Source organism: Ectopseudomonas chengduensis (genome assembly GCF_900102635.1).
Lineage (GTDB): Bacteria > Pseudomonadota > Gammaproteobacteria > Pseudomonadales > Pseudomonadaceae > Aquipseudomonas > Aquipseudomonas chengduensis.
This window is the reverse complement of sequence record NZ_FMZQ01000003.1, coordinates 1-16,171: the sequence shown is the minus strand read 5'-3', so window position 1 is coordinate 16,171 and position 16,171 is coordinate 1. Positions and strand designations below refer to the sequence as shown.

At 63.3% G+C, this 16,171-nt stretch carries 11 protein-coding genes, 6 tRNA genes and 2 pseudogenes; 5 read left to right on the top strand and 14 right to left on the bottom strand.

Annotated features, from left to right (window positions below; translation table 11 throughout):
- Window positions 1–61 precede the first annotated feature (61 nt).
- Both BLS08_RS06740 and BLS08_RS06735 read right to left on the bottom strand, forming a co-directional pair.
- Window positions 62–511 (bottom strand): Hsp20 family protein, encoded by a 450-nt coding sequence (locus tag BLS08_RS06740; protein WP_021489943.1) that lies wholly within the window; start codon window positions 509–511, stop codon window positions 62–64.
- Window positions 512–756: 245 nt separating this feature from the next.
- Complete coding sequence (locus BLS08_RS06735; protein ID WP_090336284.1) at window positions 757–1,704, bottom strand: tRNA dihydrouridine synthase; 948 nt, start codon at window positions 1,702–1,704, stop codon at window positions 757–759.
- A 95-nt stretch (window positions 1,705–1,799) separates the two neighbouring features.
- Between BLS08_RS06735 and BLS08_RS06730 the strand changes: the two genes are divergently transcribed.
- Entirely contained in the window at window positions 1,800–2,195 is a 396-nt protein-coding gene (locus BLS08_RS06730) for a hypothetical protein (RefSeq protein WP_090336282.1), read from the top strand.
- A gap of 6 nt (window positions 2,196–2,201) precedes the next feature.
- On the opposite strand, the gene BLS08_RS06725 is transcribed toward BLS08_RS06730, so the two are convergent.
- Entirely contained in the window at window positions 2,202–2,651 is a 450-nt protein-coding gene (locus BLS08_RS06725; RefSeq protein WP_017677327.1) for an acyl-CoA thioesterase, read from the bottom strand.
- 203 nt (window positions 2,652–2,854) lie between these two features.
- Between BLS08_RS06725 and BLS08_RS06720 the strand changes: the two genes are divergently transcribed.
- On the top strand, window positions 2,855–4,717 hold the full coding sequence (locus BLS08_RS06720; protein ID WP_244155367.1) for a sensor domain-containing diguanylate cyclase: 1,863 nt from the start codon (window positions 2,855–2,857) through the stop codon (window positions 4,715–4,717).
- On the opposite strand, the gene BLS08_RS06715 is transcribed toward BLS08_RS06720, so the two are convergent.
- The 10 genes and pseudogenes from BLS08_RS06715 to BLS08_RS06670 form a co-directional block, all read right to left on the bottom strand.
- A complete protein-coding gene (locus BLS08_RS06715) occupies window positions 4,687–5,526 on the bottom strand; it encodes an alpha/beta hydrolase family protein (RefSeq protein ID WP_090336278.1) in 840 nt (279 codons plus the stop codon). The two genes, BLS08_RS06720 and BLS08_RS06715, sit on opposite strands and share 31 nt — an antisense overlap.
- Window positions 5,527–5,549: 23 nt before the next feature.
- Complete coding sequence (locus BLS08_RS06710; protein WP_090336276.1) at window positions 5,550–6,116, bottom strand: TetR/AcrR family transcriptional regulator; 567 nt, start codon at window positions 6,114–6,116, stop codon at window positions 5,550–5,552.
- 186 nt (window positions 6,117–6,302) lie between these two features.
- Window positions 6,303–6,372: transfer RNA gene (locus tag BLS08_RS06705), tRNA-Glu, on the bottom strand.
- 46 nt (window positions 6,373–6,418) lie between these two features.
- A tRNA-Ala gene (locus BLS08_RS06700) sits at window positions 6,419–6,494 on the bottom strand.
- A 47-nt stretch (window positions 6,495–6,541) separates the two neighbouring features.
- Window positions 6,542–6,617: transfer RNA gene (locus BLS08_RS06695), tRNA-Glu, on the bottom strand.
- Window positions 6,618–6,665: 48 nt separating this feature from the next.
- A tRNA-Ala gene (locus BLS08_RS06690) sits at window positions 6,666–6,741 on the bottom strand.
- Between the two features lie 49 nt (window positions 6,742–6,790).
- A tRNA-Glu gene (locus BLS08_RS06685) sits at window positions 6,791–6,866 on the bottom strand.
- A gap of 60 nt (window positions 6,867–6,926) precedes the next feature.
- A tRNA-Ala gene (locus BLS08_RS06680) sits at window positions 6,927–7,002 on the bottom strand.
- Between the two features lie 193 nt (window positions 7,003–7,195).
- Window positions 7,196–8,677: a glutamate--tRNA ligase gene (gene gltX, locus BLS08_RS06675; protein ID WP_074859226.1), complete on the bottom strand. Its 1,482-nt coding sequence runs from the start codon at window positions 8,675–8,677 to the stop codon at window positions 7,196–7,198.
- 33 nt (window positions 8,678–8,710) lie between these two features.
- Window positions 8,711–9,120: pseudogene (locus BLS08_RS06670) on the bottom strand (LysR substrate-binding domain-containing protein); the annotation flags it as partial.
- Window positions 9,121–9,122: 2 nt separating this feature from the next.
- Here BLS08_RS06670 and BLS08_RS06665 point away from each other — a divergent pair.
- Together BLS08_RS06665 and BLS08_RS06660 are read left to right on the top strand one after the other, a co-directional pair.
- A pseudogene (locus BLS08_RS06665) lies at window positions 9,123–10,034 on the top strand (HlyD family secretion protein); the annotation flags it as partial.
- A complete protein-coding gene (locus tag BLS08_RS06660) occupies window positions 10,024–11,577 on the top strand; it encodes an MDR family MFS transporter (RefSeq protein ID WP_090336274.1) in 1,554 nt (517 codons plus the stop codon). The pseudogene BLS08_RS06665 and the gene BLS08_RS06660, both read left to right, overlap by 11 nt.
- Window positions 11,578–12,322: 745 nt before the next feature.
- Here the strand turns inward: BLS08_RS06660 and uvrB are convergent.
- On the bottom strand, window positions 12,323–14,338 hold the full coding sequence (gene uvrB / locus BLS08_RS06655; protein ID WP_090336273.1) for an excinuclease ABC subunit UvrB: 2,016 nt from the start codon (window positions 14,336–14,338) through the stop codon (window positions 12,323–12,325).
- A gap of 244 nt (window positions 14,339–14,582) precedes the next feature.
- On the opposite strand from uvrB, the gene BLS08_RS06650 reads away from it, so the two are divergent.
- Window positions 14,583–15,779 carry an amino acid aminotransferase gene (locus BLS08_RS06650; RefSeq protein ID WP_090336271.1) on the top strand — a complete coding sequence of 399 codons (1,197 nt, stop codon included), beginning with the start codon at window positions 14,583–14,585 and terminating at the stop codon, window positions 15,777–15,779.
- Window positions 15,780–16,171 lie beyond the last annotated feature (392 nt).

The window sequence follows — 16,171 nt, the reverse complement described above, 5'->3', positions numbered from 1 at the left end:
CTGTCGCTTGAAACGAAGAAGGCGCCCCGTGGGGCGCCTTCTTGGTTCATGCATCAGCGGCTCAGTTTTCCAGCGCAGGACGCTGGCTACCGATAGGAATGCGCTTGGCCTTGGCCTCTTCCGGCACAATGCGCTCCAGCTCGACATGCAGCAGACCATTGACCAGATTGGCACCCTTGACCTCGATATGGTCAGCCAGGCGGAAGGACAGCTTGAACGCGCGCTGGGCGATGCCCTGATGCAGGTAGCTGATGCTTTCGGCGCTGCGATCACGCTTGTTGCCGACCACGGTCAGCACGTCACGCTCGACCTGCAACTCCAGGTCGTCTTCCTCGAAGCCGGCAGCCGCGACCACGATGCGGTAGTGGTCCTCGCCGTGCTTCTCGACGTTGTAGGGCGGGTAGGAACTGCCAGCGTCATTGCTGCGCAGGGCAGATTCGAAAAGATCGTTAAAACGGTCGAAACCGACAGACTGGCGAAACAGTGGGGCCAGGGACAGTACGTTGCTCATGAGTATTCTCCTGAAAATTTCAGCAAGGTTCATATCGCGGAACCCGACTTCGGCATCCCGCAGTCACTTATCTGAGGTCAGGTGGAGAATTTTCAAGCATCTGAAAAACGCGTTTACACAACACGGCATTGCACATCCATTGCGCAATGCCTCCTGGTAGACGGCACCGTTCATGTAGGAGCCGCGCCCCGCGGCGAAGCGACAGAGCCCCTTCAAAGCAAGAGCTTCGCCCCGAGGCGGGGCTCCTACGGAGATGGCGCCAGCAGCTGATCGATACGCTCGCAATCCTGCTCGCGGCGCACCTCGGCAAACAGCGCAACGGCCTCCGGGTAGGTGCGCGTGAGCATCGCCAGCCACTGCTTCAGGCGCCCTGGCGCATAGCGCGGCGCCAGCTTGCGCCGCGCCTGCTGCCAGAAATCGAGCAACAGCGGCTGCAGCTCGACCCAGCTCATGTCCTCGGGCTCTTCGCCAGCTCTGACCGCCGCGATCTGCCGCGCCAACCCCGGACGGGACACCAGGCCACGGCCCAGCATGATGTCATCCACGCCGCTGATCTCACGGCAGCGACGCCAATCGTCCAGTGTCCACACCTCGCCATTGGCGAACACCGGTACGCCGACCACCTCCTGCACCCGCGCCACCCACTCCCAGTGCGCCGGCGGCTTGTAACCCTCGACCTTGGTCCGCGCATGCACGACGATCTGGCTCGCCCCGCCCTCGGCCAGTGCACGCGCACAATCCAACGCCCCCTCCTTGCCCTCGAAGCCCAGGCGCATCTTCGCCGTCACCGGAATCTCGGCCGGCACCGTGCGCCTTACCTCACGGACAATGGCGTGCAGCAGCTCCGGCTCCTTGAGCAGCACTGCGCCGCCGCGCGACTTGTTCACCGTCTTGGCCGGGCAACCGAAATTGAGATCGATCACCGGGGCGCCGAGCGTGCAGGCGAACGCAGCGTTATCCGCCAGGCACTGCGGATCGGAGCCGAGAAACTGTACGCGCATCGGCGTACCGGCCCGGGTGCGTGAGCCGTTGAACAACTCGGGAGCCAGCTTGTGATAGGTGGCCGCGGGCAACAGCCGCTCGCTGACACGAATGAACTCGGTGACACACCAGTCGATACCACCGATGCGAGTCAGTACGTCGCGCAGAATCTCGTCGACCAGCCCCTCCATGGGCGCCAGGGCGATTTGCATGAGGTTGTCCAGAAAATGGGGCGCATAGTTTAAGGGGTCGCACGCGCCGCGCAAGATGGGCGACACTGCCGCTGACGCCAAACGGAGGCTTTACCATGCGCCTGATCGCACCCGCCTTGCTCGGCCTGTTCTGCATGGCCGCCCAAGCCAGCGATACCCCGCCCACTGCTACCGAGCCGGCCCCCACGGCCCCTGTGGCTGATGCACCGGCCCGGCTCATTTTCAGTCGCGATAACAACGCGCCGAATGCCTGCGATGTGGAGCTCTACGTCAACCAGCAGGTAATGGCGAAACTCGGCCCCGGTGAGCAAACCAGCCTGGATCTGCCCAACGGCGAACTGAGCGTCGCCGTGGCCATGTCGCCGGACGGCTATTGCGGCGGCCGTGGACCGGATGTGGCGCAGTCCGTCATCCTGCGCCCCGGTGAAACCCGCCAGTTCGCCGTCATGGTTGAGCCGGAGCAGGTATTTCTCGCGCCGTTGATCGACTGAGCGGCCTTACAGCTCCAGCGGGTAGGGCTGCATCAGCGCCTTGCCATAGCCTTCGACGAATTCCGCCGGCATGCGCTTCGGGCGCCCGCTGGACAGTTCGATGCAGACAAAGGTGGTCTTGGCGCGCAACAAGGTGGCGCCATCTTCCGGGCGCACCAGCTGGAAGCGCCGATCCATCTTCAGACGCTGGTCGGACTCGACGATCCAGGTCGCCATCTGCAGATGCTGCCCTTCGTAGGCGCTGGCCAGATAGTCGATCTCGTGACGCACCACCGCCATGGCCCGATCCAGACGGCGATACTCGACCAGGTCCAGCCCCAGGAACTGCGAATGCCGCCAGGCGCAGCGCTCCAGCCAACTGACGTACACCGCGTTGTTGGCATGGCCGAGGCCGTCGATGTCCTCTGCGCTCACTTCGATATCGATGACGAAGGGGCTGGGCAACTCCCAGTTCATGACTGTACCTCCAGGTGTGCAGCCTGCATGCGGCAAGCTGGGTGATCCGATTCAAGAACATGGCCGCCTGCATCCTCGGCGACCGTTCGGCCAGGTGCCGCATGATACGCCGCACAGCCCTTCCATGCAGTGCCGAGCTTTCATCACGCCATCACCGCGCGCCATAATGCAGCGCACTCGCCTGAGAGCCCGAGAACGAGCAATTGACTGCCATCCTGCGCCTATTGATGCCTCTACTGCTGCCAGCGCTGAGCTGGGCAGAAAGCCTGCCGCTGCCGATCGGTCAGACGCAGACACTGCCCGGTCCCTATATGCACGTCTGGGAGGACCCGGATGGCCAGGCCGACTTCGTCGATGTCCGCGCATTACCCGACGCCGCCTGGCAGGCCGTCGCCCGGCGCGATGCCAGCTTCGGCTACAGCGGTAGCACCTACTGGCTGCGCCTGGATGTACACAATCCGCACAATCGCTCGCTTGGCTGGGTTCTACTGATCGGCAATCCCCTGCTGGATCAACTCGACGCCTACGGCCTGGACGGCAAACGCATCTACCGCTCCGGCGACCAGCGTCCCTTTGACTGGCGCTGGGTCGAGCACCGGCAACTGGTACTCCCCCTCGACCTGGAGTCCGGCGAGCAGCAGCGCATCTGGCTGCGCATGCAAACCGATGGCTCGGCGAACCTCAGCGCCAGCCTGATGACCCGCGATGCCTTCGACCACCAGGAACAGCGCAGCCTGTTGCTACAGGGCCTGTTCTTCGGCGCCCTGATCGCGATGCTGATCTACAACCTGAGCATTTTCTGCATCACTCGCGACCGCAACTATCTCTGGTACAGCCTGTTCGTCGCCAGCTTCAGCCTCTACCAGTTCATTCAGCTCGGCTTCGCCCTGCAATGGCTGTGGCCAAACGCCCTGACCTGGCAGCAACTGAGCTTCCCGCTCAGCTCGGCACTGGCGACGCTGTTCGGCATTCACTTCACCTACGGTGTGCTGGAACTGGACAAGGCCGCGAAGCCGTACCGCTGGGTCGCCAACACACTCAAGGTCTGCGCCTGGCTGGTGCTAGGGATGGCGTTGTTTGGCCCGTACGCACCGGCCCTGATCGGCAGCTTCGTGCTGGTGGTCGCCTGCGCCATAGCCGCCTTCATCATCACCTTGCTGCGCTGGCGGGGCGGCTATGCCGCAGCGCGCCTGTTCGCCCTGGGCTGGTTCGTGCTGATTGCTGCCAGCCTTGCCAGCATCCTCACTGGCACTGGTCTGCTGCCCTACTCGCTGCTGACTCTGCATGCCCAGCAGATCGGCGGCCTGATCGAGATGACGGTGTTCTCCATCGCCCTGGCCTCACGTATCCGTCACGTGCAGGAAGCCGAACGCCTGGCCCAGGCCAAACTGATCGATCAGGAGCGCCGCCTGCGTACCGAGCAGACCAAGCACCTGGAACTGCAGACGCAGATCAGTGAAAACCTGGAACACCGTGTACAGGAGCGTACCGCGACGCTGCAGGACACTCTTCAGCAACTGTCGAACGCCAACATGCGCCTGGCGGAATTGAATCGCCGTGACGGACTCACCGGCCTGTTCAATCGCCAGACACTCAGCGAAGAACTGGCTCGCGCCTGCGCCCGCGCCGAGCGCAGCCGGCAGTCGCTGGCGGTATTGATGCTGGATCTGGATCACTTCAAGCAGGTCAATGATCGCTACGGCCACCTGGCGGGCGATGCCTGCCTGCGTCATGCGGCCCAGCGCATTCAACAACGCCTGCGCAGCAGCGATCTGCTGGCACGCTTCGGCGGCGAAGAGTTCGCCGCCCTGCTCGACAACACGGATCTGACCGGCGCACTCGACCTGGCCGAGCAATTGCGCGAAGACCTCGCGCAGACCCCCTGCCTCTACCAACAGCAGTCGATAGCGCTGAGCCTGAGTATCGGCCTGCACGCCGGCGTACCGAGTGACCCCGGCTGCGGTGAGCAATGGCTGGAACTGGCAGACCGTGCCTTGTATCGCGCCAAGGCAAGCGGTCGTAACCTCGTGGTCAGTTACGAAGCCAACGCCTTCAACGACGCCTGAGGCACTTGCTCCAGTAGCTCGAGCACGGCCTGCAGAAGCACCGGATCACTCAACAGGCGCTGATGCCCACCCGCCGGTAGACGCAGCAGCTGACTGTCGAACCAGGCCTGGTGGATCAGGTCGGCTTCGCCCACCGGCACCACTGGATCATCCTCGGCATGCACGATCAGGCCCGGCAGCTCCAGTTGATAGCGCTGCACGTCGAGATGCGCGGCCGGGATGCCGGCGGTCTTTTCCACCTGATGCACGAAATGCGCACGCGCTTCGGCAGGCAACCCCATGAATCGAGCGAAGCCGCGCAACAGCCCCAAGATACGGCTCGGCGCGGCGATGGTCACCAGGGTCTCGCTGCGCAAGCCCATTTGCGTGGCCAGCAGCGCGCTAGCCCCTCCCATCGAGTGACCGATCACGGCGCGTAGCGGCGGCAACTCACTGGCCGCCTCGAGCAACGCACGTGCGAACAGCACCACATTGGCCTCACGCCCCGGCGATCGACCATGGGCAGGCGCATCCAGTGCGACAACACCATAACCCGCATCGACCAGACCGCGAATCAGCAGCGCGAACTGGGTCGGGCGCCCCTCCCAGCCATGCATCAGCAGCACTGTAGGGCCGCTGCCCCAACGCAGCGCAGAGAGACCGAAACGCAGGGTAATGCGCTCGGAACTTGCCAACAGCGGCAGCTCCCAATCCCGCGGCGACGAAGTGCGCGGCGTCATGAACCGTTCGCGCAAACGACTGGCGATCAGTTGCGGCGCCACTCTACCCAGCGTTGCATTGACACCACGGACCCAGGTCATCTGGTTCATCACCCTCTCCTTCACGCTTGATTTCACACAACTGCCGACTTGGCAGCACGCAACACCCGGTCGGACAGTTCGCCAGGTCCCAAGGCCCGCGCCAGTGTCAGACCACCAATCATCAGCGCCAGGTCAGCCAGCGCCACATCGCCCTCTTCCGGCGTCCCGCTCATTTGCGCCGTGATCAGCTCAATGTGCTCAGCCAAGGTCTGGCGAAAGCCATCCGGTAACCGCGCAATTTCCGCCAGCGAACTCGGCAGCGGGCAGCGCTCGTCAGCATCGTCAGCATCGTCAGCATCGTCAGCATCGTCACGATGCCTACGCGAAAGGTAGAAAGCGGCCAAGAGCACTCGCCGCTCTCTGCCTGTCAGGCTCTGATCGACCTGCGCAAGGCGATCACGCCGCACCCGGAGCAACTGACGAAATGCCTCGAGCATCAGCGCATCCTTGCTGGCGAAGTGCGCGTAGAAGCCGCCGACCGTCAGCCCCGCTTCAGCCATGACCTCAGCCACCGCCGGGTCACCTGGCCCGCGCTCTGCGAGCACACGCCCTGCCGCAGCGAGAATGCGCTTACGGGTTTCACTTTTGCGTCCGCTCATGACCGCGCCCTTAATATGATGAATGCAATATTACGATCATCATATTATTTTGCAAGTCACCAGATCGACCGCCGGTCAGCATGGCAAGACGGGCGAACCAGCATCAGAAAAAGAAAGGGGGCGAAAACAAAAAGGGGCCACTTCCGAAGAAGTGGCCCCTGGGTTCCGCAAATGCGGCAAGAAAAATGGCGTCCCCTAGGGGACTCGAACCCCTGTTACCGCCGTGAAAGGGCGGTGTCCTAGGCCACTAGACGAAGTTCTTCGAACGACAAGGCCAGCACTAGGCTGGCCTTGAGTGTGATTGGTGGAGCTAAACGGGATCGAACCGTTGACCTCTTGCATGCCATGCAAGCGCTCTCCCAGCTGAGCTATAGCCCCGAAACCTTGCGGTCGGTTCGCAACACTTGCGCGCTGCGACTGGAATATGGCGTCCCCTAGGGGACTCGAACCCCTGTTACCGCCGTGAAAGGGCGGTGTCCTAGGCCACTAGACGAAGGGGACAAAACCTTCGAAGAACAAGGCCAGCACTAAGCTGGCCTTGTCAGTGTTTGGTGGAGCTAAACGGGATCGAACCGTTGACCTCTTGCATGCCATGCAAGCGCTCTCCCAGCTGAGCTATAGCCCCGAAACCTTTCGGTCTGGCTGCAGCGCCTGAGCGCTACGGCTGGAATAAATGGCGTCCCCTAGGGGACTCGAACCCCTGTTACCGCCGTGAAAGGGCGGTGTCCTAGGCCACTAGACGAAGGGGACGCAAGACCCTGATCGTGAATCGACTCACATCGACTCTGGCACTCCCGAAGGAGCCGAGATTGGTGGAGCTAAACGGGATCGAACCGTTGACCTCTTGCATGCCATGCAAGCGCTCTCCCAGCTGAGCTATAGCCCCATCTCGAGGACGGGGCGCATGTTAAGAGCGCCCCGATTGGCTGTCAACAACATTTTTCCTGCCAGCCCAAAGTTTTTGCCACTAGAACAATTACTTAGAGCCAACCCGACAATCAAACGCCGGCCTAACCGTAGGGTGCGCCACGCGCACCGCCGCAACCGAGGATACCCCGGTGCGCGCGGCGCACCCTACATCAGGCGATGCTCGCCAGCAGCTTCTCCCACTCCTTGGCCTCTTTCTTCGAGGTGCCGCCGAGCAGCTCCAGCGCCTGGCGCAGGCGGAAGCGGGTCAGATCGGGGCCGAGGATTTCCATGGCATCGAGCACCGACACCGAGCTGGCTTGGCCGGTGATGGCGGCGAACATCAGCGGCATGGCGTCACGCAGCTTCAGCTCCAGGTGCTCGACCACCGCCTGGATGCAGCCGGTGATGCGATCCTTTTCCCACTGACGCAGCGACTCGAGCTTCCACAGGATCAGCTGCATCAGCTGACGCACCTGGTCGGGCGAGAGTTTCTTGTGCTCGAACAGCTTGGCGTCCAGGTTCAGGCCACCGGAGAAGAAGAAGCCGGCCAGCGGTGCGATCTGGCTGAAGGTCTCCACCCTGCCCTGCACGTGCGGCGCGATCTTCATCAGGTACTCGGGGTTGAGCGCCCACTTCTGCACTTCAGCGGCAAAGGTCTCCACCGGCAACTCACGCAACCATTGGCCGTTGAGCCAGGACAGCTTCTCCAGATCGAAGATCGGCCCGCCCAGCGACACGCGGTTGATGTCGAAGTGCTCGATCATCTCGGCCAGGGAGAACTTCTCGCGCTCGTCCGGCATCGACCAGCCCATGCGTCCCAGGTAGTTGAGCATGGCCTGCGGCAGATAGCCCATGCGCTCATAGAAGGTGATGCTGGTGGGGTTCTTGCGCTTGGACAGCTTGCTCTTGTCCGGGTTACGCAGTAGCGGCATGTAGCACAGCGCCGGCTGTTCCCAACCGAAGTATTCGTACAACTTGATCAGCTTGGGCGCCGACGGCAGCCATTCCTCGCCACGCAGTACATGGGTAATGCCCATCAGGTGGTCATCGACCACATTGGCCAGGAAGTAGGTCGGCAGGCCATCGGCCTTCATCAGCACCTGCATGTCCATGCGATCCCATGGGATCTCGACATTGCCACGCAGCATGTCCGGCACCACGCAAACGCCTTCGCTCGGCACCTTCATCCGTACAACGTGCGATTCGCCCGCGGCGATGCGACGCTGCGCCTCGGCCGGTTCCAGGTGCATGCAGTGGCCGTCGTAGCGCGGAGTTTCCTTGTTGGCCATCTGCTGCGCGCGCACTTCATCGAGGCGCTCGGCGGAGCAGAAGCATGGGAAGGCATGGCCTTTGCTGACCAGTTCGTCCGAATACTTCTTGTAGATCTCGCCACGCTCGCTCTGCCGGTACGGGCCATGCGGGCCGCCGACATCCGGGCCTTCGTCCCACTCGATGCCCAGCCAGCGCAGGGCATCGAAAATCTGCTGTTCGGACTCACGAGTCGAGCGAACCTGGTCGGTGTCTTCGATGCGCAGGATGAACTGGCCACCGTGCTGACGAGCGAAGCACAGGTTGAACAACGCGATATAGGCGGTGCCGACATGGGGATCGCCGGTTGGCGATGGCGCGATACGGGTACGGACGGTGGTCATGAATGCTCTCGGATGGAAGACACGAGGATTGAATCAAGCGGGCGATGTTAGCAGGCCGACGGCCCCTGGCTCCAGCAACCCGCCGCGGGTGATCGGCAAGCTGGCGATGAGAAAGTCGAGGAAGGTCTTGGCCTTCATCGCCTGGAAGCGCCGCGACGGGTAGATGGCTACACCTCCCCCACCGGCAGACGCGCCTCGGGCAGCAGCTCGACCAAACGCCCGCTGCGCACCGCCCCCTCGCTGATCATCACCGGCAACCCGCAAATCCCGGCACCTGCCAGCGTCGCCTCACGGGCGAAGGTGATGTTGTTGCAGGTCATCACCCGCTGGCACGGCAGATGTTCGCACAACAGCGGCCAGTAACGCGGGGCGTCATGCTGCAGCAGGATCGCCCGATACCCCTCCAGCCCGGCAACGCTGCGCGGCGTCCCGTGCGCCGTCAGGCACTCGCGTCTCCAGCCAGTTGAATGCACGCATCGAAAAGGTCCTGGTGCGCGACAACCAACATGTCGAAGCCGGCCAACTCCTGACCGTGCTGGAAGACGCCGATTTCCGCCTGGCTCGCCAGCGCGCCCTCGCCGCCCTGGAAACTCACCAGGCCGAACGCGCCCAGGCGCAGAGCAAACTCGACCAGCAGGCCAGCCTGATTGCCGCCAGCCAGGCCGACGTCGCCGCCAGCCAGGCGACCCTCGATCGCTCCAAGCTCGATCTCGGCCGCGCACAGACCCTGCGCAAGCCGGGGTACGTCTCCGAAGAACGCGTCACCACCCTGGCCGCCGACAACCGCGTGGCCCGCTCGCAAGTGGCCAAGGCCCAGGCCGATCTGCAGGCTCAGCGTCAGCAGGTCGCCAGCCTGGAAGCCGAGCTCAAACGCCTGGACGCGCTGATTCTCTCGGCGCAGGCCGACCTGGAACAGGCCGACCTCAACCTCTCGCGCACGCAGATCCATGCGCCGATCAGCGGCATGGTCGGCCAGCGCTCGGCCCGTGAAGGCCAGGTGGTGCAAAGCGGCGCCTACCTGCTGTCGCTGGTACCGGATCAGGACATCTGGATCCAGGCCAACTTCAAGGAAACCCAGATCGGCCACATGCACCCTGGGCAGAAAGCCGAACTGCTGTTCGACAGCTATCCCGACACCCCCATCGAAGGCCGCATCGACAGCCTGTTCGCCGCCTCCGGCGCGCAATTCAGCCTGCTGCCGCCAGACAACGCCACCGGCAACTTCACCAAGGTGGTGCAGCGCATCCCGGTCAAGCTGACCTTCGCCGCCGACAACCCGCTGCATGGACTGATCCGCCCCGGCATGTCGGTGGAGGTCACGGTCGATCTACGCAGCGACGAAAGCCATGGCGGGTGATGCGCTGATCCGCCCCACGGCGGAGCCCAGCCGCCGCGACTGGATTGCGGTGATGAGTGCCATGCTCGGCGCTTTCATGGCGGTGTTGGATATCCAGATCACCAACTCATCGCTGAAGGACATCCAGGGCGCACTGTCCGCAACGCTTGAGGAAGGTTCGTGGATTTCCACGTCCTATCTGGTGGCCGAGATCATCATGATCCCGCTGACCGCCTGGCTGGTGCAGTTGCTCTCGGCGCGCCGCCTGGCCGTGTGGGTGTCGGTAGGCTTTCTGATCGCCTCGCTGCTGTGCTCCCTTGCCTGGAGCCTGGAGAGCATGATCGTGTTCCGCGCCCTGCAGGGCTTCACCGGCGGCGCGCTGATTCCGCTGGCGTTCACCATGACGCTGATCAAGCTACCCGAGCACCACCGCGCCAAGGGCATGGCATTGTTCGCCATCACCGCCACCTTCGCCCCCTCCATAGGGCCGACGCTGGGCGGCTGGCTCACGGAGAACTGGGGCTGGGAATACATCTTCTACATCAACGTACCGCCCGGCCTGATCATGATCGCCGGGCTGCTCTATGGCCTGGAAAAAAAGGCGCCGCACTGGGAGCTGCTGAAGACCACCGACTACGCCGGCATCGTCACCCTTGGTCTGGGCCTGGGCTGCCTGCAGGTATTTCTCGAGGAAGGCCACCGCAAGGACTGGCTGGAATCGCAACTGATCGTCGGCCTGGGCAGCGTGGCGCTGGTCAGCCTGATCCTGTTCGTCATCCTGCAGATATCCCGCCCCAATCCACTGATCAACCTGGGCGTGCTGCGCGAACGCAACTTCGGCCTGGCCAGCATTTCCAGCCTGGGCCTCGGCGTCGGGCTATATGGATCGATCTATGTGTTGCCGCTGTATCTGGCGCAGATCCAGGGCTACAACGCCATGCAGATCGGCGAAGTGATCATGTGGATGGGTGTGCCGCAGCTGTTCCTGATTCCGCTGGTGCCCAAGCTGATGCAGATCATTTCGCCTAAATGGCTGTGCGCCCTGGGCTTTGCCCTGTTCGGCGCGGCGAGTTTCTTCTCCGGCGTACTCAACCTGGACTTCGCCGGCGAACAGTTCCAGCACATCCAGATCATCCGCGCCCTGGGCCAGCCGCTGGTGATGGTCACCGTGTCACTGATCGCCACCGCCTACATCCTGCCGCAGGACGCCGGCTCGGCCTCCAGCCTGTTCAACATCCTGCGCAACCTCGGCGGCGCCATCGGCACCGCCCTGCTCGCCACCTTGCTGGATGCCCGCGCCAAGGTCTATTTCGACTACTTGCGCGAATCCATCGTGCCGACTAACCCGCAGGTCGATGAACGCTTGCACCTTCTGACGCAAACCCTGGGTAGCGAACAGGCGGCACTGGCCAAGCTCAGCCAGATCGTCCATGAACAGGCGATCATCATGGCCTACAACGATGCCTTCCATTTCATCGGCATCGCCCTGGGTGTGAGCATGCTGGCGATCCTGTTGACACGGAAATTGCCGCAGAGCATGGCGGGTGGCGGCGCCGCGCATTAACGCCAACACCGCCCGATCTGTAGGAGCGGCGCCCCGCCGCGAATCGTTCGCCAAAGCACCGCAAAGCCAACAGCTTCGCCCCGGGGCGGAGCTCCTACACAAACGCCGCAGACGCCGCCCACCCTGTAGGAGCCGCGCCCCGCGGCGAATCGCAAGAACACCGCAAAACCAAAAGCTTCGCCCCGAGGCGGGGCTCCTACACAAACCCCGCAGGCGCCGCCCTACCCTGTAGGAGCCGCGCCCCGCGGCGAATCGAGAGAACGCTACAAAACCAAAAGCTTCGCCCCGAGGCGGGGCTCCTACACAAATGCCGCAGGCACCGCACCACCCTGTAGGAGCCGCGCCCCGCGGCGAATCGAGAGCACACCGCAAAACCAAAAGCTTCGCCCCGAGGCGGGGCTCCTACACAAACCCCGCAGGCGCCGCCCTACCCTGTAGGAGCCGCGCCCCGCGGCGAATCGAGAGAACGCTACAAAACCAAAAGCTTCGCCCCGAGGCGGGGCTCCTACACAAATGCCGCAGGCACCGCACCACCCTGTAGGAGCCGCGCCCCGCGGCGAATCGAGAGAACACCCGCAAAACCAAAAGCTTCGCCCCGGGGCGGGGCTCCTACACAAATCCCACAGGCACCGCACCACCCTGTAGGAGCCGCGTCTCGCGGCGAATCGCAAGCACACCGCAAAGCCAGCAGCTTCGCCCCGGGGCGGGGCTCCTACACAGGCGCCCCCCGCGCCACGCGGCAACATCACACCTGCAACAACCGATCACGCAGCTTCTGAATCTCGTCGCGCATCTGCGCTGCGGCCTCGAACTCCAGGTCGCGCGCCAGGGCGTACATCTTCTCTTCCAGCTGACGAATACGCTTGGTGATCTCGCTCGGCGAGCGCAATTCATTTTCATAACGAGCGCTCTCCTCCGCCGCCTTGGCCATGCCCTTGCGCTTGTTGCTACGCGCACCAGGCACCACGGCGCCTTCGAGGATGTCCTTGACGTCCTTCTGCACGCCTTTGGGCACGATGCCGTTGGCTTCGTTGAAAGCGATCTGCTTGGCACGACGCCGCTCGGTCTCGCCGATGGCACGCTGCATCGAGCCGGTCATGTTGTCGGCGTAGAGAATCGCCCGACCGTTGAGATTACGCGCCGCGCGACCAATGGTCTGGATCAGTGAACGCTCGCTACGCAGGAAACCTTCCTTGTCCGCATCGAGAATCGCCACCAGCGACACCTCGGGCATGTCCAACCCCTCACGCAGCAGGTTGATACCCACCAGTACGTCGAAAGTGCCCAGGCGCAGATCACGAATGATCTCCACCCGCTCCACGGTATCGATATCCGAGTGCAGATAGCGCACCTTCACGTCATGGTCGCCCAGGTAGTCAGTCAAGTCTTCAGCCATACGCTTGGTCAGGGTGGTGACCAGCACGCGATCCCCAGCCGCCACGCGCAGACGAATCTCCGAAAGCAGGTCATCGACCTGGGTACGCGCCGGACGCACCTCGATCTGCGGGTCGACCAACCCAGTGGGACGAACCACCTGCTCCACCACCCGTCCGGCATGCTCGCCCTCGTAAGGCCCAGGCGTAGCGGACACGAAGATGGTCTGCGGGCTGGCCGCCTCCCACTCTTCGAAACGCATCGGCCGGTTGTCCAGCGCCGAAGGCAGACGGAAACCGTATTCCACCAGCGTCTCCTTACGCGAACGGTCGCCCTTGTACATCGCACCGACCTGCGGCACCGAAACGTGGGACTCGTCGATCACCAGCAGCGCTTCGTCCGGCAGGTAGTCATAGAGAGTGGGTGGCGGCGCGCCGGACGGGCGGCCCGACAGGTAGCGCGAGTAGTTCTCGATGCCGTTGCAGTAGCCCAGCTCGAGGATCATCTCCAGATCGAAGCGCGTGCGCTGCTCCAGGCGCTGCGCCTCCACCAGCTTGTTCGCCCCACGCAGGTACTCCAGACGCTGCTGCAGCTCGACCTTGATCTGCTCAACTGCCTCCAGCAAGGTTTCACGCGGCGTGACGTAGTGGCTTTTGGGATAGAAGGTGAAGCGCGGCAGCTTCTGGATCACCTCCCCGGTCAGCGGGTCGAAGGCGCTGATGCTCTCCACTTCGTCATCGAACAGCTCGACGCGAATGGCTTCCAGATCCGATTCCGCCGGGAAGATATCGATCACATCGCCGCGCACGCGAAAAGTCGCACGGGCGAAATCCATGTCGTTGCGTGTGTACTGCAGCTCGGCCAGGCGGCGCAGCAGCGCGCGCTGATCCATCTTGTCGCCGCGATCGAGGTGCAGCACCATTTTCAGGTACTCCTCGGGGCTGCCCAGGCCGTAGATCGACGACACGGTGCAGACCACGATCACGTCCTTGCGCTCGATCAGCGCCTTGGTCGCCGACAGGCGCATCTGCTCGATGTGGTCGTTGATCGAGGCATCCTTCTCGATGAAGGTGTCCGACGACGGTACGTAGGCTTCGGGCTGGTAGTAGTCGTAGTAGGAGACGAAATACTCCACCGCGTTGTTCGGGAAGAATGACTTGAACTCGCCGTACAGCTGCGCCGCCAGGGTCTTGTTCGGTGCCAGGACCAGGGTCGGACGCTGTACCTGGGCGATCACGTTGGCGATGGAAAAGGTCTTGCCCGAGCCCGTCACACCCAGCAGGGTCTGGTGCGAAAGCCCCGCCTCCAGCCCCTCGACCATCTGCCGGATCGCCTCGGGCTGATCGCCGGCAGGTTTGAAGCGGGTCACCAACTGAAACTCGGACATGCAGTACCTCGACAAATGGCTGTGACGCGCCCTGCCGGGCGGCGTCAAAGCCATGAATTGCGGGGCGATTCAGCGATAGTTCCAGGTAGAGTCAAATTACCTGGCAAAAGGCCTTAATTCAGGGCTTTGCGCTGTCGCCCCCTGGATTCAGGGCCGTTATACTAACGCCCCGTTTACGCGCCCCCTAGCGCTTTTGTCGGGGACGCCTGGCCACCCACCCCTCACTCGAGTTGCCGCATCCATCATGAGTCTCTTCTCTGCCGTCGAAATGGCTCCGCGCGATCCCATCCTGGGCCTCAACGAAGCATTCAACGCCGACACCCGCGCGACCAAGGTCAACCTTGGCGTGGGCGTCTACTACAACGAGGAGGGACGGATTCCGCTGCTGCGCGCCGTCGCAGAAGCCGAAAAAGCGCGTATCGAGGCGCACGCGCCACGTGGCTACCTACCCATCGAAGGCATTGCCGCCTACGACAAGGCTGTGCAGGAACTGCTGTTCGGCAAAGGCGCAGCCCTGATCGAAGCTGGCCGCGTGATCACCACCCAGGCACTCGGCGGTACTGGCGCCCTGAAGATCGGCGCCGACTTCCTCAAGCGCCTGCTGCCGGACGCCACCGTGGCCATCAGCGACCCGAGCTGGGAGAACCACCGCGCCCTGTTCGAATCCGCCGGTTTCCCAGTGCAGAACTACCGCTACTACGATCCGTTCAGCAACGGCGTAAACCGTGGCGGCATGCTCGAAGACCTGCGCAACCTGCCGGCCCGCTCCATCGTCGTGCTGCACGCCTGCTGCCACAACCCAACCGGCGTCGACCTGCAGACCGAAGACTGGAAAGCCGTGCTGGACGTCCTGCGCGAACGCGAGCACGTGCCCTTCCTCGACATTGCCTACCAGGGCTTCGGTGACGGCATCGAGCAAGACGCCGAAGCCGTGCGCCTGTTCGCCGAGTCGGGCCTGGAGTTCTTCGTCTCCAGCTCCTTCTCCAAATCGTTCTCACTGTACGGCGAGCGCGTCGGCGCCCTGTCGCTGGTCACCAGCAGCCGTGAAGAATCGACCCGCGTGCTATCGCAGCTCAAGCGCGTGATCCGCACCAACTACTCCAACCCGCCGACCCACGGCGCCACCGTGGTCGCCAGCGTGCTCAACAGCCCCGAACTGCGCGCCATGTGGGAAGCCGAACTGGGCGAAATGCGCGACCGCATCCGCAGCATGCGCCTGGCCATGGTCGAGCAACTGACCGCACTGGGCGCCAAGCGTGACTTCGGCTTCGTCGCCGAGCAACGCGGCATGTTCTCCTACTCCGGCCTCACCGTGGAGCAAGTGGAACGCCTTAAGGAAGAATTCGGCATCTACGCCGTCGGCACCGGCCGCATCTGCGTCGCCGCGCTGAACAACGGCAACCTGGACAGCGTCACTCGCGCCATCCACGCTGTACTGTAAGCCTTGACGATAAACAAAAACGCCGGCCATGAGCCGGCGTTTTTGTATGCATCATATAACTGTAGGAGCGGCGCCCCGCCGCGAAGCATCCTCCGGAACACCGCAAACCAACAGCTTCGCCCCGGGGCGGGGCTCCCACAAAAAATCACAGCCCCCCGTAGGAGCGACGCCCCGCCGCGAAGCATCCTCCGGAACACCGCAAACCATAAGCTTCGCCCCGGGGCGGGGCTCCTACGCAAGCACCACAGGCACCACCTCCCCCTGTAGGAGCCGCGCCTCGCGGCGAATCGCAAGAACACCGCACAACCAAACGCTTCGCCCCGGGCCGGGGCTCCTACGCAAGCACCACAAGCACCGCCTCCCCCTGTAGGAGCCGCGCCTCGCGGCGAATC